The sequence below is a fragment of the Rhodococcus sp. C26F genome, assembly GCF_053345925.1.
Genome location: NZ_JBKFBA010000007.1, coordinates 178,247 through 200,500, shown reverse-complemented (window position 1 = coordinate 200,500; position 22,254 = coordinate 178,247). Strand labels below are relative to the sequence as shown.

At 68.9% G+C, this 22,254-nt stretch carries 20 protein-coding genes and 1 tRNA gene; 4 read left to right on the top strand and 17 right to left on the bottom strand.

The genetic code is table 11. The features are described from left to right. Positions 1-347: 347 nt before the first annotated feature. Genes ACLBYD_RS11515 through prmC form a run of 4 tightly spaced genes read right to left on the bottom strand, consistent with a single transcriptional unit; the run spans position 348 to position 3,701 of the window. Positions 348-827: a hypothetical protein gene (locus ACLBYD_RS11515; protein WP_006552589.1), complete on the bottom strand. Its 480-nt coding sequence runs from the start codon at positions 825-827 to the stop codon at positions 348-350. An 11-nt stretch (positions 828-838) separates the two neighbouring features. Next, a complete protein-coding gene (locus ACLBYD_RS11510; RefSeq protein ID WP_447816532.1) occupies positions 839-2,044 on the bottom strand; it encodes an MraY family glycosyltransferase in 1,206 nt (401 codons plus the stop codon). Between the two features lie 19 nt (positions 2,045-2,063). After that, positions 2,064-2,726: an L-threonylcarbamoyladenylate synthase gene (locus ACLBYD_RS11505; RefSeq protein ID WP_024103704.1), complete on the bottom strand. Its 663-nt coding sequence runs from the start codon at positions 2,724-2,726 to the stop codon at positions 2,064-2,066. A gap of 51 nt (positions 2,727-2,777) precedes the next feature. Next, positions 2,778-3,701 (bottom strand): peptide chain release factor N(5)-glutamine methyltransferase, encoded by a 924-nt coding sequence (gene prmC, locus ACLBYD_RS11500; protein WP_447816531.1) that lies wholly within the window; start codon positions 3,699-3,701, stop codon positions 2,778-2,780. A 184-nt stretch (positions 3,702-3,885) separates the two neighbouring features. On the opposite strand from prmC, the gene ACLBYD_RS11495 reads away from it, so the two are divergent. Further along, positions 3,886-4,356: a hypothetical protein gene (locus tag ACLBYD_RS11495; protein WP_447816530.1), complete on the top strand. Its 471-nt coding sequence runs from the start codon at positions 3,886-3,888 to the stop codon at positions 4,354-4,356. 35 nt (positions 4,357-4,391) lie between these two features. On the opposite strand, the gene prfA is transcribed toward ACLBYD_RS11495, so the two are convergent. The 8 genes from prfA to argS form a co-directional block, all read right to left on the bottom strand. Further along, on the bottom strand, positions 4,392-5,471 hold the full coding sequence (gene prfA, locus ACLBYD_RS11490; protein WP_120282109.1) for a peptide chain release factor 1: 1,080 nt from the start codon (positions 5,469-5,471) through the stop codon (positions 4,392-4,394). A 90-nt stretch (positions 5,472-5,561) separates the two neighbouring features. Further along, positions 5,562-5,795, bottom strand: coding sequence for a 50S ribosomal protein L31 (gene rpmE, locus ACLBYD_RS11485; RefSeq protein ID WP_006552583.1), 234 nt, complete (start codon positions 5,793-5,795; stop codon positions 5,562-5,564). A gap of 122 nt (positions 5,796-5,917) precedes the next feature. Further along, a complete protein-coding gene (rho, locus tag ACLBYD_RS11480; protein ID WP_447816529.1) occupies positions 5,918-7,984 on the bottom strand; it encodes a transcription termination factor Rho in 2,067 nt (688 codons plus the stop codon). Between the two features lie 391 nt (positions 7,985-8,375). Beyond that, the gene (gene thrB, locus ACLBYD_RS11475) at positions 8,376-9,305 is read right to left on the bottom strand and encodes a homoserine kinase (RefSeq protein ID WP_447816528.1); all 930 of its coding nucleotides are present in this window, start codon (positions 9,303-9,305) and stop codon (positions 8,376-8,378) included. A 37-nt stretch (positions 9,306-9,342) separates the two neighbouring features. Next, a complete protein-coding gene (gene thrC / locus ACLBYD_RS11470) occupies positions 9,343-10,434 on the bottom strand; it encodes a threonine synthase (RefSeq protein ID WP_016693795.1) in 1,092 nt (363 codons plus the stop codon). After that, a complete protein-coding gene (locus ACLBYD_RS11465) occupies positions 10,431-11,717 on the bottom strand; it encodes a homoserine dehydrogenase (protein ID WP_016693794.1) in 1,287 nt (428 codons plus the stop codon). The genes thrC and ACLBYD_RS11465 overlap by 4 nt, the downstream gene beginning before the upstream one ends. 38 nt (positions 11,718-11,755) lie before the next feature. Beyond that, positions 11,756-13,177: a diaminopimelate decarboxylase gene (gene lysA, locus ACLBYD_RS11460; RefSeq protein ID WP_447816527.1), complete on the bottom strand. Its 1,422-nt coding sequence runs from the start codon at positions 13,175-13,177 to the stop codon at positions 11,756-11,758. Continuing rightward, positions 13,174-14,826 (bottom strand): arginine--tRNA ligase, encoded by a 1,653-nt coding sequence (argS, locus tag ACLBYD_RS11455; RefSeq protein ID WP_447816526.1) that lies wholly within the window; start codon positions 14,824-14,826, stop codon positions 13,174-13,176. Before argS ends, lysA begins: the two co-directional genes overlap by 4 nt. 155 nt (positions 14,827-14,981) lie before the next feature. Between argS and ACLBYD_RS11450 the strand changes: the two genes are divergently transcribed. From ACLBYD_RS11450 to ACLBYD_RS11440, 3 genes are all read left to right on the top strand, one after another. After that, entirely contained in the window at positions 14,982-15,803 is an 822-nt protein-coding gene (locus ACLBYD_RS11450; protein WP_447816525.1) for a DUF3105 domain-containing protein, read from the top strand. 2 nt (positions 15,804-15,805) lie between these two features. After that, complete coding sequence (locus ACLBYD_RS11445; RefSeq protein ID WP_447816524.1) at positions 15,806-16,519, top strand: DUF305 domain-containing protein; 714 nt, start codon at positions 15,806-15,808, stop codon at positions 16,517-16,519. A 120-nt stretch (positions 16,520-16,639) separates the two neighbouring features. Then, positions 16,640-16,715, top strand: a tRNA-Arg gene (locus tag ACLBYD_RS11440). A 72-nt stretch (positions 16,716-16,787) separates the two neighbouring features. Here the strand turns inward: ACLBYD_RS11440 and ACLBYD_RS11435 are convergent. From ACLBYD_RS11435 to cysD, 5 genes are read right to left on the bottom strand one after another with little or no spacing between them, the layout of a single operon-like run. Continuing rightward, positions 16,788-17,150 carry a nuclear transport factor 2 family protein gene (locus ACLBYD_RS11435; protein WP_447816523.1) on the bottom strand — a complete coding sequence of 121 codons (363 nt, stop codon included), beginning with the start codon at positions 17,148-17,150 and terminating at the stop codon, positions 16,788-16,790. Beyond that, entirely contained in the window at positions 17,147-18,145 is a 999-nt protein-coding gene (locus ACLBYD_RS11430; protein ID WP_447816522.1) for an MBL fold metallo-hydrolase, read from the bottom strand. Before ACLBYD_RS11430 ends, ACLBYD_RS11435 begins: the two co-directional genes overlap by 4 nt. A 52-nt stretch (positions 18,146-18,197) precedes the next feature. Continuing rightward, a complete protein-coding gene (locus tag ACLBYD_RS11425; RefSeq protein WP_447816521.1) occupies positions 18,198-19,379 on the bottom strand; it encodes a 3'(2'),5'-bisphosphate nucleotidase CysQ in 1,182 nt (393 codons plus the stop codon). Then, positions 19,376-21,211, bottom strand: coding sequence for an adenylyl-sulfate kinase (cysC, locus tag ACLBYD_RS11420; protein ID WP_447816520.1), 1,836 nt, complete (start codon positions 21,209-21,211; stop codon positions 19,376-19,378). The genes ACLBYD_RS11425 and cysC overlap by 4 nt, the downstream gene beginning before the upstream one ends. Next, positions 21,211-22,143: a sulfate adenylyltransferase subunit CysD gene (gene cysD, locus ACLBYD_RS11415; RefSeq protein WP_447816519.1), complete on the bottom strand. Its 933-nt coding sequence runs from the start codon at positions 22,141-22,143 to the stop codon at positions 21,211-21,213. Before cysD ends, cysC begins: the two co-directional genes overlap by 1 nt. Positions 22,144-22,254: the final 111 nt, after the last annotated feature.

Below are 22,254 nucleotides of genomic sequence, written 5' to 3'. Positions count from 1 at the left end.
GGAATTCTCCGGCTGCCAAGGTGGTGACGCTCAGCGCTCTCTCCCGTAGTCGGCCGCAGGCATGCCGTCTGCGGTTCGATCGGACATTGACGATCCAGAAGTCGACCAGGTCGGCTCGCGTATTCGCCAGTGGTCCGAACCGCGTGAACGGTCCCGCTTCCTGCCGGTGTCGGCGACTCTCGTCGACTCGGCGGCCATTTGAACACGACCGCCTACGAAGTCACAACTGCGCACCCTCTTCGAACCCGATGCGGGCAGCGTCACTCTCGCAGAACTCACCCTACCAACTGCTCTACGACAGTGCGTAGGTGGGTTCCTACGTGGGGGGTTATGGACAAGCGGTGCTACTACCGATCGTCGTTGTCGGATCCGGACGACGCTTGAGGATCGACATACAGGGCGCGCTGCGAGAGCACCCCGTAGGTCTCGGCTCCCAGAACGATGACCAGGGCGAACACGATGGTGAGGACGAGCGCGTTGCGGTTGTAGAAGTCGAGCGAATCGAGCGAGCCCATCACGACGATGGCGAGGATCAGCTTCAGCAGCCAGGTGCCGAGAAGTACGGCTCCGGCGGTCATCGCCGGCATCTTCGACGTCAGGAGAACGCCGAGTGCGGTGAAGAGGATGAACCCTCCGCCGACGGCCGCTCCGATGAGCGCACCCCACAGGCCGGGCATCCCGGCGACGAGCACCGAGATCACCGACGCCACGACGGCGAGCGCGAGAAGACCGAGGGCGCCGTACCGCACGGCCGCGCGCATCGGCGCGATCGGGTCGGGCAGCGAGGGCAGACCGTGGTCGGGTTCGGGATGATCCGGGTTCGTCACGATATCCGAGCCTAACCGACCTCTCGGGAGTGCCCCGGCGGCGTCTCCCCCGACTCGTCGTGCCGCCGCAGCGACGGCACGGCGGTCACGACGAGGGCGAACACGAGACCGCCCGCGAGGATCAACACCACCGCCCGCCGGTCGAGCAGCGAGGAACCGACGGCCCCGAAGGCCAGGATGCCGACCCACAGGTAGAGCAGCAGCACCACGCGACGGTGCGAGTGCCCGATCTGCAGCAGGCGGTGGTGGAGGTGCATCTTGTCGGGGCTGAAGGGGCTGACGCCGGCCCGGGTGCGCCGCACGATCGCGAGGAGCAGGTCGAGGATCGGGATGAACATCACGGCACCGACCAGGATCAGCGGCGAGAGCAGACCGAGCAGGTCGCGCGAACCGTAGGCGCTGAGCGGGATGAGGCCCGAGGCGCTCGTGGAGATCGCGGCGAGCATGAGACCGATGAGCATCGACCCGGAGTCGCCCATGAAGATCTTGGCGGGCTGGAAGTTGTGCGGCAGGAAGCCGAGGCAGGCACCGGCGAGGGCCGCGGCCATGAGTGCCGGCGGGTAGGCGGAGACGTCGCCGCCCTGATCGAGCAGCAGACCGACGGAGAACGCGCAGATCGCGAGTGCGGCGATAAGCCCCAGTCCGGCCGCGAGACCGTCGAGTCCGTCGACGAAGTTCATCGCGTTGATCGTCACCGCGGCGACGGCGACGGTGATGAGACCGCCCTGGAGCTGGTCGAGGACGAGCGTCGAGGCACTGAACGGGTCGTAGATGACGATCCAGCTCACGCCCATGATCACGAGCACGCCGGCCGCGGTGACCTGGCCGACGAACTTGGTGAGCGCGTCGAGTCCCCACCGGTCGTCGACGATGCCGACGACGACGATGATCGAGGCCGCGACGAGCGCCGCCCCCATATCCGGAGTGAATTCGAAACCCCTTGTCAGAGCAGGTAATTGCTGAGCGAACACGATTCCTGCGACGAGGCCGATGTACATGCCGACCCCACCCATCCGCGGGGTCGGGGTCACGTGCACGTCGCGGTCGCGGGGAACGGCGACCGCTCCGAACTTCAGCGCGAGGATCCGCACCACACCGGTCGCGAGGAAGGTCACCACCGCGGCGGTGAGCAGGACGAGGAGAAGCTCCCGGATGGGAACGCCGGCGCCGCGCCCGGCCTGGGCGAGCAGTACGGCGGTGGTGTCGGCTGCAGTCACGTGCTCCGTTCCTCCGCCGCTACTCCCCGCCGGACCGAAGGCGCTCGGGATCGTCGCCGAGCACCTCCGCGAGTGCTTCGGCCGTCACCGCGCCTTCGCGCAGGATGCGCGGGCGGTCGCCCGTCAGGTCGACGATCGTCGATGCGACCCCGTGCTCTGCCGGACCGCCGTCGAGATAGACACTCGCCGATGCTCCGAGTTGCTCGCGCGCCTCGGTGACGTTCGTGGCAGGGGGCCGGCCGGAGACGTTGGCGCTGGAGACCGCGAGCGGACCGACCTCGCGCAGCAGTTCCAGGATGACGGGGTGCAGCGGCATGCGGAGCATGACGGTGCCGCGGGTGTCCCCGAGGTCCCAGGCCAGGGACGGTGCCTGGTGCACCACGAGGCTGAGCCCGCCCGGCCAGAACGCGCGGATCAACTCCCGCGCCTCGGGACGCACCGAGGCGACGAGACCGTCGATGGTCGTCCAGGAGCCGACGAGGACCGGCACCGGCATGTCGCGGCCGCGCCCCTTCGCGCGCAGGAGCGCCGTTACGGCGTCGGAGTCGAAGGCGTCGGCAGCGATGCCGTACACCGTGTCGGTGGGTACGACGACGAGTCGTCCGGCCTTGAGTGCGCCGCGCGCCGCGTTGAGTCCGGCGGCGCGCGAAGCTTCGTTGTTGCAGTCGTACACGGTGCTCACGCGCTCATCCTTCCACTTCGGCCGCAATCGGCACCGGACGGGTCCTGCCCGTCAGCCGTCCGCCGCAGACCGTACCGACTTCATGCGGTCGGCCTCCACCGCTGTGGGAACACGGTGCGCGGTCACGAAGCGGGCCTTCCCGGCGAGGTCGGGGTGCCGGACGACGTCGCCGAACACCCGACGCTGCTCGAACAGTTCGGCGACCAGCAGGCTGTGCGTGTCGTCGTGCTCGACCGCTGCCGCTCCCCCGATCCGCAGCCACCGCGCGATATTGGAGACCATCGGCCGGATGACGGACAGCCCGTCCGCTCCCCCGAAGAGCGCCGAGTGCGGATCGTGTTCGACCACCTCGGGTTCGAGGTCGGCCCCTTCCGGGATGTAGGGCGGGTTGGCGACCACCAGGTCGACACTGCCTTCGAGGTTGGTGAGCAGCATGCGGTCGGTGACATCGCCCTGGTACAGCCGGATCGGGGTGTCCCCTTCCTCCGCGCGGGTCTCGGCGTTCCGACGCGCCCAGGCGAGGGCCTTCGCTTCGAGTTCGACGGCGTGGACCTCGGCGTCGGGACGCGCATGCGCGATCGCCAGGGCCAGCGCGCCCGATCCGGTGCACAGGTCGAGGACGACCGGGTTGCGGCTGCCGTGGCGTTCGAGGAAGGCCAGCGCCCACCCGAGCAGCAGTTCCGTCTCGGGTCGCGGGACGAACACCCCCGGCCCCACTGCCAGGTCGATCTCCCCCATCGGCGAGGTGCCGGTGATGTACTGCAGAGGAATCCGCTTCGCCCGCTGTTCGACCATCGAGCGGTAGGCGCCGATGGTCGTCGCATCGACGAGCGGGACCAGACCGAGTCGCCCGCGCTCGATGCCGAGCAGGTGCGCTGCGAGAAGTTCGGCGTCGACCCGGGGACTCGGGACTCCGGCTTCCTCGAGGACCGATGCCGCTTCGATGATGGCCAGGCGCAGAGGTTGACGGCTCACGCCTTACAGCGTGCCACGACCTCGGACCTGCACTACGCCGAGGTAGCCCTCACATTGCACGCAGAACACCCGGACCGGACATCGGACGCGTTTCCGGCAACGTGATTGACGACACGACGAGGTGGGCACCCGAACGAGGACCGATACCTTCCGGTCGGTTTCATCGACAGAAAGGGATTGCTTCATGAAGACGCGGACTGTGCGTGGAATCACCGTTCTTGCCGCTGCCGGCGCGACCGCCTTTGCGGCTCCTGCTCTCGCGAGTGCCGAGCCCATCGACTTCCAGCCGATCCCCATCGGATGCCCGGCGGGCATCGGCCCGGTCGACACGGAGACCGTTCTCGCCGAGGAGGACGCGGCGCCCGGCCAGATCGAGTACGAAATCGAGCAGGAAGGCAGCGGCGGAGGCCAGATCAACTGGCTGAACCTGAGGACGCTGCAGCTGGGCGGCGGTGTCCTTCCGGAAGCAATCGACGAGGACGAGCCTGCGGTCGCCCTCCAGACCGGTGACGGACTCGTCGTCAGCGCAGTCTGGGGCGCCCATCAGAACTCCGGCGGCGAGGGTTGCTTCCTGCTGCCGGGCGTCGATCTCACCAATGTTCCGCCGGCAGCGGCACCCGACGAGGACGAGAACACCGACCCGACGGTGGAGTAGAGCCCCGCTCCCCTGCCGACGAGCCCGGTTCGCGGTTACTCCGCCGCGAGCCGGGCCTCTCTGTCTGCGGCGCCCAGGGCGTCGAGCAGCGCGTCGAGTTCGCCGTCGAGCACCGCGTCGAGGTTGTGGGACTTGAAGCCGATGCGGTGATCGGTGATCCGGTTCTCCGGGAAGTTGTAGGTGCGGATGCGCTCCGACCGGTCGACGGTCCGGACCTGGCTGGCGCGACCCGCCGATGCCTCGGCCTCGGCCGCCTCTTCGGCCGCCGCCTGCAAGCGCGCCGCGAGGACCTGCATCGCGCGGGCCTTGTTCTGCAGCTGCGAGCGTTCGTTCTGGCAGGTCACCACGATGCCGGTGGGAAGGTGCGTGATGCGCACGGCAGAGTCGGTGGTGTTGACACCCTGACCACCCTTGCCGGACGACCGGTAGACGTCGATGCGCAGGTCGCTCTCGTCGATCTGCACCTGCTCGACCTCGTCGGGCTCGGGGTAGACGAAGACGCCGGCCGCGGAGGTGTGCACGCGTCCCTGCGACTCGGTGACGGGCACACGCTGGACGCGGTGCACGCCGCCCTCGAACTTCAGACGGGACCACACGCCGTCGCGCACGTCGGTCCGCGACTTGATCGACAGCGTGACGTCCTTGTAGCCGCCGAGATCGGAGTAGGTGGCACCGAGGACCTCGACGCGCCAACCGGCACGTTCGGCGTAGCGCGTGTACATCCGGGTGAGATCGCCGGCGAACAGGGCGGACTCTTCGCCGCCCTCACCGGACTTGACCTCGAGGACCACGTCGTCGCCGTCGTGCGGGTCGCGCGGGGCGAGCAGGTCGGTCAGCGAGCGGTCGAGCTCGGCGACCTGCCCTTCGAGGTCGTCGACCTCGGACGCGAACGACGAGTCGTCGGCGGCGAGTTCGCGTGCCGCCTCGAGATCTTCGCGGGCCTGCTTCAGAGCGTTGTAGGTCGACATCACGGGGGCGAGTTCGGCGAACCGCTTACCCACCCGACGCGCTGCCGCAGGATCGTCGTGCAGCGACGGGTCGGACAGCTGCTGCTCCAGACCCGCGTGTTCGGCCAGGATGTCGTCGATGGCCGACGGCTTGGTCTGCCCCGCCATGAGTGTGCTCCGCTCTGATTTCGGTCTTGCAATGAAAAAAGCCGANACGCCCGGCCTGCACGAGGGCAGTACCGGGCGTCGGCGTGACAGCTAGCTGTCGGAAGCGGCCTTCTTCGGCGCACGCTTGCCGTAGCGAGCCTCGAAGCGCGCGACGCGTCCACCGGTGTCGAGGATCTTCTGCTTGCCGGTGTAGAACGGGTGGCAGTTGGAGCAGACTTCGACGTTGATACGTCCCGACTCCTTGGTGCTGCGCGTCTCGAACGTGTTACCGCAACCGCAGACGACGGTCGTCGTCACGTAGTTGGGGTGGATTCCTGCCTTCATGGTGTCCCTTTCATGGCCGCCGGGTCGCCTTCGCGGGTCGAAGACGTGAACCGGAGCCGGACTGAGCCTGTCGATTATGCCAAACGTAGGGCCCCGGGAAGAAATTCCCCGGGGCGCCGACGTCAGTCGTCGAGTGCCCCCGGTGCGGTCTTCGCCACATTCATGAGGAACTCGATGTTCGTCTTGGACTTCTTGAGCCGGTCGATGAGCAGATCGATCGCCTGGTGCGAATCGAGGCCCGAGAGCACGCGGCGGAGCTTGTGCACCACGGCGAACTCGTCGGGGCTCATGAGCAGCTCGTCCTTGCGCGTACCGGACGGGTTGACGTCGACCGCCGGGAACACGCGCCGCTCGGCGATCTTCCGGTCGAGCTTGAGCTCGGCGTTACCCGTGCCCTTGAACTCCTCGAAGATCACCGTGTCGCCGGTGGAACCGGTCTCGACCATCGCGGTGGCGATGATCGTGAGCGATCCGCCGTTCTCGATGTTGCGGGCAGCACCGAGGAAACGCTTCGGCGGGTACAGCGCGGTCGAGTCGACACCACCGGAGAGGATGCGTCCGGATGCCGGCGACGAGTTGTTGTACGCGCGGCCGAGACGGGTGATGGAGTCGAGGAGCACCACGACGTCCTGGCCCATCTCCACGAGACGCTTCGCACGCTCGATGGCGAGTTCGGCGACCGAGGTGTGATCCGACGGCGGCCGGTCGAAGGTCGAGGCGATGACCTCACCCTTCACCGAACGCTGCATGTCGGTGACCTCTTCGGGACGCTCGTCGACAAGCACGACCATCAGGTAGCACTCGGGGTTGTTGACGGCGATCGCATTCGCGATGTCCTGGAGGACGGTGGTCTTACCGGCCTTCGGCGGCGACACGATGAGTGCGCGCTGACCCTTACCGATCGGCATGACCAGGTCGATCACGCGCGTGGTGAGGATGTTCGGCTGGGTCTCGAGGCGCAGTCGCTGGTTGGGGTACAGCGGCGTGAGCTTGTTGAACTCGGGACGGCGCTTGGCCGAGTCGACCTCGCGGCCGTTGACGGTGTCGAGGCGGACCAGCGGGTTGAACTTCTGACGCTGGTTGCCCTGCTCACCCTCTCGGGGAACCCGCACGGCGCCGGTGATGGCGTCGCCGCGGCGCAGGCCGTTCTTGCGCACCATGTTCATCGACACGTACACGTCGTTCGGGCCGGCGAGGTAGCCGGAGGTGCGCACGAACGCGTAGTTGTCGAGGACGTCGAGGATGCCGGCGACCGGCTGCAGGACGTCGTCCTCGCGGATCTCGGGCTCGCGCGAGTCCGAACCGCTCTCGCCGCGGTCGCGTCCACGACGACGCTCACGGAAACGACGACCCCGGCGACCGCGGCCGCCTTCCTCGTCGTCTCCCCCACGGTTGTCCTGGCCCTGGCGCGGACCCTGGTTACCGCCGTCACGATCGCCACCGTCCTGGTTGCGGTCGCCCTGGTTGCGATCGCGGCGCGAGGAGCCGTCGCCGGAGTTGCGGTCCTGGCCACGCTCGCGCTGCGAGTCGCGATCCTGGCCCTTGTCGCGCTGCGAGTCGCGGTCCTGGCGACCGTCCTCGGACGCGTCAGTGCTCTCGGCCTGCTGGTTCTGGTCGGAGTTGTCGCCACCGCGGCGTCCGCGACGGCCACGGCCGCGACGGTTCCCGTCGGATTCGTTGTCGCTGCTGGGGGTCTGGCCGCCCTGCGGCTTCTCCTGCGAGCCCTCGTCGCCGGACTTCACGTCGGCCTTCTGCTCGGCCGGCTTGGTGTCGGCCTTCTGCTCGGCCGGCTCGGCGTCGGCCTTCTGCTCGGGCGCGGCGGTCTCGTCGGCGGCGGCACGGCCACGGCGACCGCGGGTGCCACGCGAGGGCGCTTCCTCGGGCTTGTCGGCCGTCTCGGTCTTCGCTGCTGCTTCGGCCTTCTCGGGGGCAGCCGTCTTCTCGGCGCCGGAGGCAGGCTGCTCGGCAGGTGCGGCGGCGCCGCCTCCCTGCTTCTCCTTGATCGCAGCGATGAGATCACCCTTGCGCATCCCGGAGGTGCCCTTGATTCCGAGCTCGGCGGCAAGAGTCCGCAACTCGGCGAGCACCATGCCCGAAAGGCCTGCTCCGCGGCGACCGCGCGTGGTCGTCCGGCTACCGGCCTCGGGAATGTCGAGTGCAGGTGTAGTGATCAGGTCCGTATCTGTCACGGAGATCCTTCCTTCCCTCGCTCGCTCATGCGCAGCAGAGGGTTCGTCCCGCAGATCAGTTCGTCCACTGAGCTGGGATTTGCCGTACGAGTTCAGGGAAAACGAACGGTCGGCACGTCCGCCACCACACCGAAATCCGGTAGGTGCGGTCTGTCCCCCTCCCGGATCCGGGAGCAGGTGAGGATCGATCCAGGCTCGACGCCCCGATGGAGCTGGAGTGATTGCCCTGGAGAATCCGGCGACTGATACGCACGACGTGCGGACACCCCACAGAATAGCGACGATCTGTACGTAGAGCAAGAATCGCCGTGCCGGATGGGACGTGTGTGTTGCACCACCCGTCGACCCCCATCCGGCACCATCCGTCGGTCCCCCAGCACTGCGCGTCGGCTCAGTCGACCTGGACGCCCTCGGCGATCTCGAGGTCGAGCACCGTCAGTTCGTCGGCCTCGGCGGCGGCCCGCAGCTCGTCGGGCAGTGCGGAGGTCGTGAGCGCAAGGACGGTCGGTCCGGCACCCGAGACGACGGCGGGGATGCCCGCCTCGCGCAGTGCAGCCACCCATTTGGTGGTGAGCGGCAGTGCGGGTGCCCGCTGGGCCTGGTGGAGCAGATCCTGCGTCGCCGGCATCAGCAGTTCGGGCCGCTCGGTGAGCGCGACGACCGCCAGAGCCGCCCGGCTGACGTTGAACGCCGCGTCCCGGTGCGGGACGAGTTCGGGCAGCAGGCCCCGGGTGTGGGCCGTCGACGAACGGACCGACGGGACGAAGGCGTACGCCTTGATGTCCGGGTGCACACGCAGGTTCACCGCGCGGTAGGTCCGCTGTTCGGAGTCGACTTCGGCCTCGGTCCACGACACCACTGCCCCACCGAGGACGCTCGCGGAGGCGTTGTCGGGATGGCCCTCGAACTCGGAGGCGAGCTGCACGAGCTGCTCGTCGTCGAGGACACGCTCGGGAGCGATCTTGCGGACGAGCCCGTTGGCCGCTGCCAGCCCTCCCACCGCCGCCGAGGCGGAGGATCCCAGGCCACGCGAGTGCGGGATGACGTTGTGGCACACGACGTCCAGTCCGTCCGCCCACACACCGGCGGCCTCGAGTCCCCGCTCGACGGCACGGACCACGAGATGGGCGGGTCCCCACGGAACCTCCTGGGCGCCTTCCCCCTCCACCTTCACGTCGAGCCCGGAAGCCGTTGTCGTGACGGTGATCTCGTCGTACAGACCGAGGGCGAGACCCAGGCAGTCGAAGCCGGGGCCGAGATTCGCGCTCGAGGCGGGAACCCGTGCCGTCACCGAAAGCCCCACGGGCAACGTCTGCGTCATGTCCTGATTCCCAACGGAGGAAGGCGTGGCGGTCAACTCAGGCCAACTCGAGCGCGGAGGCGACCGCGACCGGGTCGACCGGGATGGGCTCGACCACAGGCACGTCGCGCAGGGCCGTATCGGGGTCCTTGAGACCGTTGCCGGTCACGGTGCACACGACCTTGAGGCCGCGCTCGAGCCAGCCTTCCTTGCTCGCGGCGAGCAGACCTGCGATGGAGGCGGCCGAAGCCGGCTCGACGAAGATCGACTCGGACTTCGCGAGCAGCCGGTACGCCTCGAGGATCTCCTCGTCGGTCGCCGCACGGAACGCGCCGTTCGACTCCTCCTTGGCGGCGACCGCGCCGTTCCACGATGCGGGGGCACCGATCCGGATGGCGGTCGCGATGGTCTCGGGATCCTTCACGGGATGGCCGAGGACGAGCGGGGCCGCACCGGCCGCCTGGACGCCGAGCATGCGCGGGCGGCGCGTGCTGAGGCCGTCGGCCGCGTACTCGCTGTATCCCTTCCAGTAGGCTGTGATGTTGCCGGCGTTGCCGACGGGCAGGATGTGCACGTCGGGGGCATCGCCGAGCGCGTCGACGATCTCGAAGGCCGCGGTCTTCTGACCCTCGATGCGCACCGGGTTCACCGAGTTGACCAGACCGATGGTGGAGAACTCCGCGGTGGTCTTGCGGGCGAGCTCGAGGCAGTCGTCGAAGTTGCCCTCGACCTGGACGATCTTCGCGCCGTGCATGACGGCCTGGGCGAGCTTGCCCATCGCGATCTTGCCCTGCGGCACGAGAACCGCGCAGCCGATACCGGCGCGGGCGGCGTAGGCGGCGGCCGACGCGGAGGTGTTGCCGGTGGAGGCGCACAGCACGGCCTGCTTGCCGGTCGCGAGGGCCTCGGTGACCGCCATGGTCATACCGCGGTCCTTGAACGAGCCGGTGGGGTTGAGACCCTCGACCTTGACATGCACCTCGCAGCCGGTGATCTCCGACAGGCGCGGAGCCGGGAGCAGCGGCGTGCCACCCTCGCGCAGCGTGACCGTCTTCCAGTCGTCACCGATCGGCAGGCGCGAACGGTACGCCTCGATCAGGCCCGGCCACGGCGTGTGCACGGGGGTGGTGTTCTTCTCGGCCGCGCTCATTCGGCGGATCCCTCCAGTCTCAGGACGCTGGTCACAGCGATCACGGATTCGAGTTTGTCGAGCGCTGCGACGGTATCCGCCAGCGCACGGTCGGTGGCCTGATGGGTGAGTACCACCAGACGGGCAGCGTCGCCGGCGCCTTCCTGGCGGACCGCTGCGATGCTCACGCCCCGCGTGGCGAACTCGGCGGCCACCGCGGAGAGCACGCCGGCGCGGTCGGCGACCTTCAGATTGACGTAGTAGCGGGTGAGGATGTCGCTCATGGGCGCGATCTCCAGCTGCGCGTACTTCGACTCACGCGGACCACGACCACCCTGCACCCGGTTGCGGGCGGCCATCACGAGATCGCCCATCACGGCGGAGGCGGTGGGAGCGCCACCGGCACCCTGGCCGTAGAACATGAGCCGACCCGAGGACTCCGCTTCGACGACGACGGCGTTGAACGCGCCGTTGACCGAGGCCAGCGGATGCTCGCGGGGCACGAGGGCCGGATAGACCCGGGCGGACACGCGGTCCTTGCCGTCTGCGGACGGGACGCGCTCGCACAGCGCGAGCAGCTTGATCGTGCAGTTGAGCGCGCGCGCCGAGGTGAGGTCGGCCGCGGTGATCGAGGAGATGCCCTCGCGGTAGACGTCGGCGGCCGTCACGCGGGTGTGGAAGGCGATCGACGCGAGGATCGCCGCCTTCGAGGCGGCGTCGAAGCCTTCGACGTCGGCGGTGGGATCGGCCTCGGCGTATCCGAGGCGGCCCGCCTCGGCGAGCGTCTCGCCGTAGTCGGCGCCCGTCTCGTCCATCGCCGAGAGGATGTAGTTCGTGGTGCCGTTGACGATGCCGACGACCCGGTTGACCTTGTCGCCCGCGAGCGACTGGGTCAGCGGGCGGATCACCGGGATCGCGCCGGCCACGGACGCCTCGAAGTACAGGTCGACGTTGCGGGCCTCGGCCACCTCGGCCAGTTCGCCGGTGTAGGCGGCGAGAAGTGCCTTGTTGGCGGTGACGACGGACTTGCCGGCGTCGAGCGCCGTGCGCACGAGCTTGCGGGGCAGTTCGATGCCACCGATGAGTTCGACGACGATGTCGACGTCGTCGCGGCGGATCAGCGCCTCGGCGTTCGTCGTGACCAGCTCCGCGGGAAGACCCCGGTCGCGGGCGGCGTCGCGCACGGCGACGCCCCTCAGCTCGAGGGGGGCACCGATGCGCGCCTCGAGATCCGCGGCGTCCTCGCGGATGATCCGCGCGACCTCGGCACCGACGGTGCCGTGCCCGAGAACCGCCACACCCACCGGACGCCGGCCCGAAGCATCGGTCGCCGTTGCACTGGTCACTCCGAAACCTCCAAGTTGAGCAGATCTTCGAGGGTCTCGCGACGCAGCAGAACGCGCGAGACACCGTCCTTGACCGCCACGACGGCGGGGCGAGGAAGCAGGTTGTACCTGCTCGACATCGAGTAGCAGTATGCACCCGTCGCCGCGACCGCCAGTAAATCACCGGCTGCGACGTCGGCGGGCATCCAGGCGTCGCGGATGACGATGTCGCCGCTCTCGCAGTGCTTGCCGACGACGCGCGAGACGACAGGCTCGGCGTCGCTCACGCGGGAGACGAGGCGCGACTCGTACTCCGCCTGGTACAGCGACGTGCGGATGTTGTCGCTCATACCGCCGTCGACACTGATGTAGCGGCGGACGTGCCCGGAACCGACCTCGACGTCCTTGAGGGTTCCCACCTCGTAGAGCGTCACCGTGCCCGGTCCGGCGATGGCGCGGCCCGGTTCGACCGCGAGGGTCGGGGCCGGGAGCCCGGCGAGCGCGGACTCGGTGCGGACGATGTCGCCCAGCTTCGCCGCGAGATCGGCGACCGGCGGCGGGTCGTCGCTCGGCACGTACGAGATGCCGAGGCCACCGCCGAGATCGACGATGTTCATCTGCGAGGTCTTGTCGACACCGAACTCGGCGACGATGTCGCGCAGCAGGCCGATGACGCGATGGGCGGCCAGTTCGAAGCCGTCGACATCGAAGATCTGCGAGCCGATGTGGCTGTGCAGGCCGACGAGGCGGAGATTGTCGGCCGCGAAGACGCGGCGCACGGCCTGCATGGCGTTGCCACCGGCGAGCGAGAGCCCGAACTTCTGGTCCTCGTGCGCGGTGGAGATGAACTCGTGGGTGTGGGCCTCGACTCCCACGGTCACGCGGATGAGCACGTCCTGGACGACACCGGCCTCACCGGCGACCGCGTCGAGCCGGTCGATCTCGGCGAGCGAGTCGAGCACGATGTGCCCGACCCCGGCGGTCACGGCGGCCTGCAGTTCGCGGACGGACTTGTTGTTGCCGTGCATCGCGATCTTCCCGGCGGGGAAGCCGGCGTGCAGGGCCACGGCGAGCTCACCACCGGACGAGACGTCGAGCGAGAGCCCTTCCTGGTGGACCCACCGCGCGATCTCGCTGCACAGGAACGCCTTCGACGCGTAGTGCACCTTCGCCGACGGACCGAAGGCCTCCGCGATCTCCCGGCAGCGGGAGCGGAAGTCGTCCTCGTCGACGACGAACAGCGGGGTGCCGTACTTCTCGGCGAGCTCGGTCACCGGGATGCCGGCGATGCGCATGACGCCGTCGTCGCCGCGCGACGCGTTGCGCGGCCACACGTGCGGAGCGAGCGCGTTGAGCGCCGCGGCGTCGGTGGGCCGTTCGGGCAGGTTCGGGGCGTGCGGGATCTGGGCGTGGCGCGGTCCCGCCGGATGCGCGTTCACATCCGCTCCGGGGCGGTGACGCCGAGCAGGCCGAGGCCGTTGGCGAGGACCTGACGTGCAGCCGCGCACAACGCGAGTCGCGCGGTGTGCAGCGGGCCGGCCTCCTCGTCGCCCTGCGGCAGGATCCGGCAGGCGTCGTAGAAGCGGTGGTAGGTGCCCGCGAGTTCCTCGAGATACCGGGCGACGCGGTGCGGTTCACGCAGTTCGGCCGCCTTCGCGAGCACTCGGGGGTACTCGCCGAGGGTGCGGATGAGGTCGCCCTCGCGCTCGTGGGTGAGCAGTGCGAAGTCGGCGCCCTCGGTGGTCAGGCCGAGATCGGCGGCGTTGCGCGCGATCGACGACAGTCGCGCGTGGGCGTACTGCACGTAGTAGACCGGGTTCTCGTTCGTGGTGCTGGCCCACAGTTCGAGGTCGATGTCGATGCTCTGGTCGACCGACGACCGCACGAGCGAGTAGCGCGCGGCGTCGACGCCGATCGCCTCGACGAGGTCGTCGAGGGTGATGACGGTGCCGGCCCGCTTGCTCATCTTCACGGCCTCGCCACCGCGGACGAGGTTGACCATCTGGCCGATCATCACCTCGACGGTGTCGGGGTCGTCACCGAAAGCGGCGGCGGCGGCCTTGAGGCGCGCGATGTAGCCGTGGTGGTCGGCCCCGAGCATGTAGATGCACAGGTCGAAACCGCGCGAGCGCTTGTCCTGGAAGTAGGCGATGTCGCCGGCGATGTAGGCGGCGTTGCCGTCGGACTTGATGACGACGCGGTCCTTGTCGTCGCCGTAGTCGGTGCTCTTGAGCCACCAGGCGCCGTCTTCGAAGTACAGGTTGCCCGACGCCTCGAGGGTCTCGACGGCCTTGTCGACCGCTCCGCTCTCGAAGAGGGAGTTCTCGTGGAAGTACACGTCGAAGTCGACACCGAACTCGTGGAGGGTGCGCTTGATGTGCGCGAACATCAGGTCCACGCCGATCGAGCGGAACGTCTCGTGCCGCTCGGCCTCGGGGAGTTCGAGGGCGTCGGGGCGCTGCTCGAGCACGGAGGAGGCGATGTCGACGATGTACGCGCCGGCGTAGCCGTCCTCGGGGGAGGGCTGTCCGAACGCGGAGGCGATGAGCGACCGGGTGAAGCGGTCGATCTGCGCGCCGTGGTCGTTGAAGTAGTACTCGCGGGTGACCTCGCCGCCCTGTGCGGTGAGGATGCGTCCGAGCGCGTCGCCGACCGCGGCCCAGCGGGTGCCACCGAGGTGGATCGGGCCGGTGGGGTTGGCGGAGACGAACTCGAGGTTGATCTTGGTGTTCGCGAGGTCGCTGCCGTTGCCGTAGGCGGCACCCTCGGCGAGCACCTTCGCCACGATCGCTCCCTGGGCGTCGGCGGCGAGTCGGATGTTGAGGAAGCCGGGGCCCGCGACCTCGGCGGAATCGATGCCGTCGGCGGCGGTCAGGGCGTCGGCGAGCCAGGTGGCGAGTTCGCGGGGATTGACACCGACCTTCTTCGCGACCTGCATCGCGACGTTGGTCGCGTAGTCGCCGTGCTCCGGATTGCGCGGGCGCTCGACGGTGAGGGTCTCGGGAAGAACGGACGCGTCGAGACCACGGTCGGTGAGGACACCGGCGGCGGTTCCGCGGAGCAGCTGAGCAAGGTCGGAGGGAGTCACAGGTGTCCATCCTATTGGCTGGTCGATCGCGGCGCCGACGCTCCCCCTACCGGCAGCTCCGGGCACCGCGCGGGAGCACGCCCGTAGAGTTGTGGGTGTTTGTGCGCCCGATGGGCGCGCGTCCGCCTGTCCACCCGTCGAAAGAGCACACAGCGATGCCCAGCGGTTCGGTTAGTGGCGGCTCCGGTAACAAGAAGACCGGAGCCAAGTCGTCGAAGGCCATCCAGGCCGCCAAGAAGAAGAGCGGCGGCGCTCGCGGGGTCCCCGCGCAGCGTCAGATCCCGTGGTTGACGATCGGCGGCGTGGCCCTGGTCGTCGTGCTGGTCGGCGTGATCGCTGTGAGCCTGATCCCGAAGTACCAGAACCAGCAGGAAATGTCGGCGTGGACGCCGTCGGAGTCCAATCAGGACCCGTCGGACGACATCGAGGGCGTGCTGAAGATCGAGTATCCGGCCGGTGTGCACGTCGCGCCGGGCCAGCGCGTCGCCTACGACCAGTCGCCGCCCTTCGGTGGCCCCCACGACTCCGTCTGGGCGACCTGCACCGGAACGGTCTACGAGCAGCCGGTCCGGACCGAGAACATGGTCCACTCCCTCGAGCACGGCGCCGTGTGGGTGGCCTACAACCCCGATCTGCTCGACGACGCCGCGGTCGACACGCTGCGCCAGAAGGTCGACGGCCGCACCTACACGCTGATGTCGCCCTACCCGGGCCTCGACGCCCCGATCGCGCTGCAGTCGTGGGGTCACCAGCTCAAGGTCGACAGCGTCGACGACGAACGCATCGACCAGTTCATCAGCGCGCTGCGCCTGAACCAGTACACCTACCCCGAGGTGGGTGCGAGCTGCTCGACGATCCCCGGTTCGTTCGATCCGGCGAACCCGCCGGCCTTCGACGCCTCCGAGCCCGGCCCCGACGCGGTGCCGATGAACGCGGAGACCGCCGGCGACATGCAGCAGGCACCGGCCGGGAGCTGACGATGAGCGAGACCACCTCGGACATCTCCACCCCCGAGCGCGGTGGGCACAACCGGCTGTTGTTGGTGCTGCTCACCGTCGCCGCGGTCGCCGTCGGTTTCCTCGCGGGGTTCCTGTCCCGGATCCCCTTCGAGGACTCCGCGCAGGCAGCGCCGGAGGCCGGCTCGGTGGACGTCGGATTCGCGCAGGACATGATCGTGCACCACGACCAGGGCGTCGAGATGGCCGCCGTGGTGGTCTCCAATTCGGAGGACGATCGGATCCGCAACATCGCGTACGACATCCTCACCACGCAGCAGAACCAGATCGGTCAGATGCAGGGCTGGTTGTCGCTGTGGGGACAGCCGGCGCTGCCGACGGGCGAGTACATGGAGTGGATGACCGAGACGGAGACGGGTCACGGCCACGGCGGTCACGGCGCGACGACCGAGTCCGAGGATTCGGACGGCTCGCACCTGATGCCGGGCATGGCGACCTCCGAGGATCTCGCGAATCTCCGGGCCGCTCGTGGTCCCGAACTGGACGTGCTCTTCCTCCAGCTGATGCTGCGCCACCACGAGGGTGGTCTGCCGATGATGGAGTACGGCGAGCAGTACGCGAGCACCTCGGCGGTGCGCAATCTGGCGGGCACGATGGTCGCCACGCAGCAGGGCGAGTCGGATCTGATGAGGTCGCTGCTCGCCGAGCGCGGCGCCGAACCGCTGCCCCTCAACTGAGCCTTCGCGCGGGCGAACCGCGACTTCGGGCCGAAAACCGGCTCTGACCTGGCGATGTGGAGTTGAGCGCTCGATGCGCTAGGCTAACTCCCGCACCTCCGGTCATCCGGTGGTCCGGATGCCCTCGTAGCTCAGGGGATAGAGCGCTTGCCTCCGGAGCAAGAAGTCGCAGGTTCGAATCCTGCCGAGGGCACCACGAAGGCCCCGCNCCTTCGGCGTTCCAGGGGCCTTCAGGTGTTCCAGGGGCCTTCGGTGCCCCAGGGGCCGGTCAGTTTCCGGCAGTGAAGGGTGTGGGATCGAAGTAGTCACGGCAGGCCGCGATCTTCCCGTCGACGATCTCGAAGACGCCCGTGACGGGCAGCTCGATCGTCCGGCCGTTCATCGTGAACACATCGGTGCGTTCGTTGAGCACGACGTTGCCGGAGACCGCCTGGTGGTGGATGCGGTAGTCGATGGCCCCGAAGGACGTCACGAAACCCGCGATGTACTCCTCGATCGCCGCACGCCCGCGGATCGGTTCCATCGGGATGTTGTGGAAGACCGCATCCTCGGCGAAGAAGGCTGCGAGCTCGGCAGGATCGGGATCGGCCCAGCGACGGCAGAACTCGGTGACCAGCTCGTCGGGGCTCATCGGGTCTGCACGCGCGCGAAGCGGGCGGGTTCCGTACCGGGCACGCGACGGACCCGTCCCCGCTCGATGAGCTGCCGGACGTGCGCCGAGCCCTCTGCGAGCGCCATCCGCTTGCCGTGCAAGGGAGTCTCGTCCCACGGCCGGTACCAGCGCATGCGGGCAGTGGCCTCCCACAACGTGAGTTCCTCGTCGCCGAACGCGTCGTAGAGATCGTCGAGGCGCTGGTCGTGATGGGCGATCAATTCGCCGACGCGGTGCGGCAGGTCGTCGATCTGCTGCCGGTGCGCGGGCAGTGCGCGTCGCACGGGCAGGCCGGCGACCGCGCGCAGCGAGTCGAGGTACTCCCCCAGCGCGTCGCGTTGCGGCAGAGGGAAATCGAACTCGCCGACGTGCGGGGTCGTGGTCGCGAGGACGTGGTCGCCGCTGAACAGCACGCCGTGTTCCTCGAGCAGGAAACACGCGTGGCCGGCGGTGTGGCCGGGGGTCAGCACGGTGCGCATGGATCGTCCCGTCAGCGGGATCGTCTCGTCGGCACCGAGTTTGCGGTCGGGCAGCGCGTCGGGACGGCCGACCGCCGGTACGAGGGTGGCGAGCGACTCCTCGATCGCGTCCTCGGGTGCCCCTGCGCGGCGCAGCAGTTCGGCTTCCTGAGGACGGCGATCGTCGTCGGAGAGCATGACCTCGAGGTGGGCGAAGTCGGCCTCGTTCATCGCGACCCAGCACCCGGAGGCCTCCCGGATGCGTCCGGTGAGCCCGACGTGGTCGGGATGGAAGTGGGTGACCACCACGCCCTCGACGTCGGTGACCGACAGGCCCGCCGTGGCCAGGCCGTCCTGCAGCGCCGCCCACGACCGGTCGTCGTTCCAGCCGACGTCGACGAGGACGACGCCGCGCGGGGATTCCATCACGTAGACCTGGGTGTCGCCGACCGGCAGGTCCGCCACCGGGACGGGAACGACGTGGATGCCGTCCCCGATATCACGCGCTTCGGCCATGGTGATGCCTCTCGATCATGGTGACTTTCGTTCGAAAGCTACAACAATGAATTCAACTATTACCCTGCGCGGGCTCGATGATCGCCACGATCGACCGGATCTCCCCCGCCGGGATGTCGAAGTGCTCGGTCACCGCGACCGACGTCTCGGCGCCCGGACCTGCTGCGATGTCCAGGACGAACCGCGCGACGACACTGTGGTGCCATTCGCGGAACTGCAGGTCGCGGACGCGGCGGATGGGCCGGTATTCCGGGCCGTTCTCGAGGCGGTCGCGGATCTCGATGCCGCTGTCGCCGGTGCGTTCCCCGTTCTCGACCCGCCAGGCGTCCTCGGCGAGCCGGACGTGGGACGCGTCGTGGCTGACCAGGGATCGGATGTATGCGCGTGCCATCGCGGCGCGGGGGCTGTCGGTCGGCCCGGTGGCGTGCGCGGCCAGCGCGGACATCACCTCCGGTGCCCAGTCTGCGCGGCAGATCACGAGGTCGGGCAGATACGGGTGCGGCCGGTTGTATTCGAGTTCGCTGCCGTCGATCCGCGCGCAGTGCAGACCCGCGGCGCGCGCGACCGCGACCGGCGCCGCCGAATCCCACTCCCACTGACCGCCGGCGTGGATGTAGGCGTCGGCCTCCCCGCGGACCACCGCCATGGCCTTGGCACCGGCCGAACCCATCCGGATCAGATCGGCACCGAGATCGTGGGCCAGATCGAAGACGAAGGCGGGCGGCCTGCTCCCGCTGATGACGATGCGGGGGCGACGGCGGGCCGGCCGCGGCGCCGGGACCGGATCTGCGGTGCTGTGGACGACGCCGATCGCCGGTTGCGCGACCGCGGCGGCGGTGAGCCCTCGTCCTGCCTCCCAGAGCGCGATGTGGACCGCCCAGTCGACATGGTCGGGCATCCCGTACTCCTTCGACCCGTCGAGCGGGTCGATGATCCAGACGCGGTCGGCGCCGACCCGGGCCGGATCGTCCGCGGATTCCTCCGAGAGCACCGCGTCGCCGGGCCGCGCGGTCGCCAGCCGTTCGAGGATGTAGGTGTTGGCGGCGTGGTCGCCGCGCCGGCCCAGCTCGCGCCCGGTGAGGGCATCCGATTCGATGGCGCGGACCGTGAGCAGCAGTTCACCTGCGCCGGAAGCCGTCTCGGCCGCGAGTCGGGCGTCGTCGCTCTCGGCCGCGAGCCGAGCGTCGTCGCCCTCGGCCGCGGGTCGAGCGTCGTCGCTGTTGTCGTGCGTCATGGCCTCAACAATTCCACGACGAGGTCCGCCTGCACGGCAGGCGTGCCGTCGTGGGGGCGCACGACCAGCTCGGGATCGGACGGTGGTTCGTAGGGATCGTCGACGCCGGTGAAACCGGTGATCTCACCGGCACGTGCCCGCGCGTACATGCCTTTCGGGTCGCGGGCCTCGCAGTCGGCGAGCGGGGTGTCGACGAAGACCTCGACGAAGCGGATCCCGGACTCCTCGTGCTGCCGGCGGATGCGGTCGCGGTCCTGACGGTAGGGACTGATGAGCGCGCAGATCGCGACGAGTCCGGCGTCGGCCATCAGCTGGGCGACCGCACCGACGCGGCGGACGTTCTCCGCGCGGTCCTCCGGACCGAATCCGAGGTCGGCGTTGAGGCCGTGCCGGAGGTTGTCACCGTCGAGGCGGTAGGCGGGGATGCCCTCGGCGAGCAGTCGTCGTTCGAGTTCGACGGCGAGGGTGGACTTGCCGGAGGCGGACAGCCCGGTGAGCCACACCGTCGCCCCGGCCCTCCCCCGTTCGGCCCGTGAGACCGCCGCCGAGTGCCAGACCACCGCCGTGTCGGCGAGTGTCGGGCCGGTGATCATTCCGGCCGCGACGGTGTTGCCGGTGCGTTCGTCGACGAGCACGAAGCTTCCGGTGGTGCGGTTGCGCCGGTAGGGGTCGAACAGCAGCGGCTGTTGCGTCCGCAGTTGCACGCGGCCGATCTCGTTGAGACCGAGCGTCGTCGCGGCCTCGTCGCGGTGCAGGCTGTTGACGTCGAGACGGTAGTCGAGGCGCGCGACCCGCGCGGTGGTCGAGCGCGTGGTGTGCAGCAGGGCGTAGCGGACGTCCGGGTCGAGGGCGGAGCGTTCGTCGAACCAGCACACCATGGCGTCGATCTCGTGCCCGACGAGCGGACGGTTGTTGGGGCGGCACAGCATGTCGCCGCGTCCGACGTCGAGGTCGTCCTCGAGTTCGACGCACACCGCCGCACCGGCGAAGGCGTGCTCGAGTTCCGTTCCGCCCGGCCCCCACAACGTCCGTACCCGTGTTCCGAAACCGGAAGGGAGAACGACCACATCGTCGCCGGGTGCGAATCCGCCGGCGGCGACCGTTCCGGCGTAGCCGCGGAAGTCGCGGTGCTCGCCCTCGCCCGGGCGGATGACGTACTGCACGGGCAGTCGCGCGTCGATGAGGTTGGTGTCCGACGCGATGTGGACCTGTTCGAGATGGTGCAGCAGCGAAGTCCCCTCGTACCACGGCATGTTCGCGGTGCGGGAGACGACGTTGTCGCCGTGCAGCGCGGAGACGGGAACGAAGGCGAGGTCGGGCATGTCGAGCTTCGCCGCGAAATTCCGGAACTCGTCGCAGATCTCGTCGAACCGGCTCTGCGACCAGTCCACCAGGTCCATCTTGTTGATGCACAGCACCACGTGCCGTACCCCGAGCAGCGACGCGAGGAAGGCGTGCCGGCGGGTCTGCTCGACGATGCCGTTGCGGGCGTCGACGAGAACGAGTGCCAGGTCTGCGGTGGACGCCCCGGTGACCATGTTGCGCGTGTACTGCTCGTGACCGGGAGTGTCGGCGATGACGAATGTTCTGTGCGCCGTGGCGAAATAGCGATAGGCGACGTCGATCGTGATGCCCTGTTCGCGTTCGGCGCGCAGGCCGTCGGTGAACAGCGCGAGATCGGCGCGGTCGGCGCCGCGGCCGAGGCTCGTGCGGGTCACCGCCTCGAGTTGGTCCTCGAAGACGGCCTTCGAGTCGAACAGCAATCGGCCGATGAGCGTGGACTTGCCGTCGTCGACGCTGCCGGCGGTGGCGATGCGCAGCAGGTGGGACATCAGAAATAGCCTTCCCTCTTGCGGTCTTCCATCCCGGCGTCGGAGATCCGGTCGTCCGCCCGCGTGGCGCCGCGTTCGGTGACCCGGCTGGCGGAGACCTCGGTGACCACCTCGTCCGCGGTGGTGGCGGCGGATTCGACGCAGCCGGTGCACGTCGCGTCACCGACGGTGCGGAACCGGACGAGGCTCTCGCGCGGGGTTTCCCCGGGGAGGAGGGTGAGAAAACGGGTGTGTGCGAGCAGCATTCCGTCGCGCTCGATCACCGGTCGCCGGTGGGCGTAGTACAGGGACGGCAGGTCGACGCCCTCGTCGCGGATGTAGCGCCAGATGTCGAGTTCGGTCCAGTTGGACAGCGGGAAGACCCGCATGTGTTCGCCGCGGCGGTGCCGACCGTTGTACAGCTGCCACAGTTCGGGTCGCTGCGCCTTCGGGTCCCACTGCCCGAACTCGTCGCGCAGGCTGAAGACACGTTCCTTCGCGCGGGCCTTCTCCTCGTCGCGACGAGCACCCCCGAAGACGGCGTCGAATCCCCCTTCCCGCAACGCGCGCAGGAGGGTTCCGGTCTGCAGCCGGTTGCGGGTCGCGTGCGGTCCGTCGTCCTCGACGGCACGCCCGGCATCGATGTCGTCCTGCACCGAGGCGACGATCGACCGGAGCCCCAGGCGCTCGACGGTACGGTCGCGGAAGTCGATCACCTCGTCGAAGTTGTGCCCGGTGTCGATGTGCAGCACGGGGAACGGCAGCGGCGCCGGCCAGAACGCCTTGGCCGCGAGGTGGAGCATCACCGCGGAGTCCTTACCACCCGAGAACAGCAGGACGGGACGGGAGAAGGTCGCGGCGACCTCGCGGAAGATGTGCACGGACTCGGCTTCGAGCGCACCGAGCAGCGAAAGTTCGTAGATCGGTGGTCGTTGCGGTGGCACCGTGGTCACTCGTGCCCCTCTCACCCGGCTCGGTACACATGTGTACCGATGCGGTCGAAGATTACTCCGCAACAGTAGAACGAGTTTCAATTCCAGGTCAACGGGTGGTCTCCGCAGCCC

Excerpts from the sequence above, each read along its gene's own strand:
- ACLBYD_RS11435 (WP_447816523.1), bottom strand. The coding sequence starts at position 17,150 with ATGAGCCCCGACGAGCTGGTCACCGAGTTCTGCCGTCGCTGGGCCGAT.
- ACLBYD_RS11450 (WP_447816525.1), top strand. The coding sequence starts at position 14,982 with ATGCCCAGCGGTTCGGTTAGTGGCGGCTCCGGTAACAAGAAGACCGGA.
- ACLBYD_RS11430 (WP_447816522.1), bottom strand. The coding sequence starts at position 18,145 with ATGGCCGAAGCGCGTGATATCGGGGACGGCATCCACGTCGTTCCCGTC.
- prfA (WP_120282109.1), bottom strand. The coding sequence starts at position 5,471 with ATGGCGGGGCAGACCAAGCCGTCGGCCATCGACGACATCCTGGCCGAA.
- thrB (WP_447816528.1), bottom strand. The coding sequence starts at position 9,305 with ATGACGCAGACGTTGCCCGTGGGGCTTTCGGTGACGGCACGGGTTCCC.
- thrC (WP_016693795.1), bottom strand. The coding sequence starts at position 10,434 with ATGAGCGCGGCCGAGAAGAACACCACCCCCGTGCACACGCCGTGGCCG.
- ACLBYD_RS11445 (WP_447816524.1), top strand. The coding sequence starts at position 15,806 with ATGAGCGAGACCACCTCGGACATCTCCACCCCCGAGCGCGGTGGGCAC.
- cysC (WP_447816520.1), bottom strand. The coding sequence starts at position 21,211 with ATGTCCCACCTGCTGCGCATCGCCACCGCCGGCAGCGTCGACGACGGC.
- ACLBYD_RS11495 (WP_447816530.1), top strand. The coding sequence starts at position 3,886 with ATGAAGACGCGGACTGTGCGTGGAATCACCGTTCTTGCCGCTGCCGGC.
- ACLBYD_RS11425 (WP_447816521.1), bottom strand. The coding sequence starts at position 19,379 with ATGACGCACGACAACAGCGACGACGCTCGACCCGCGGCCGAGGGCGAC.
- rpmE (WP_006552583.1), bottom strand. The coding sequence starts at position 5,795 with ATGAAGGCAGGAATCCACCCCAACTACGTGACGACGACCGTCGTCTGC.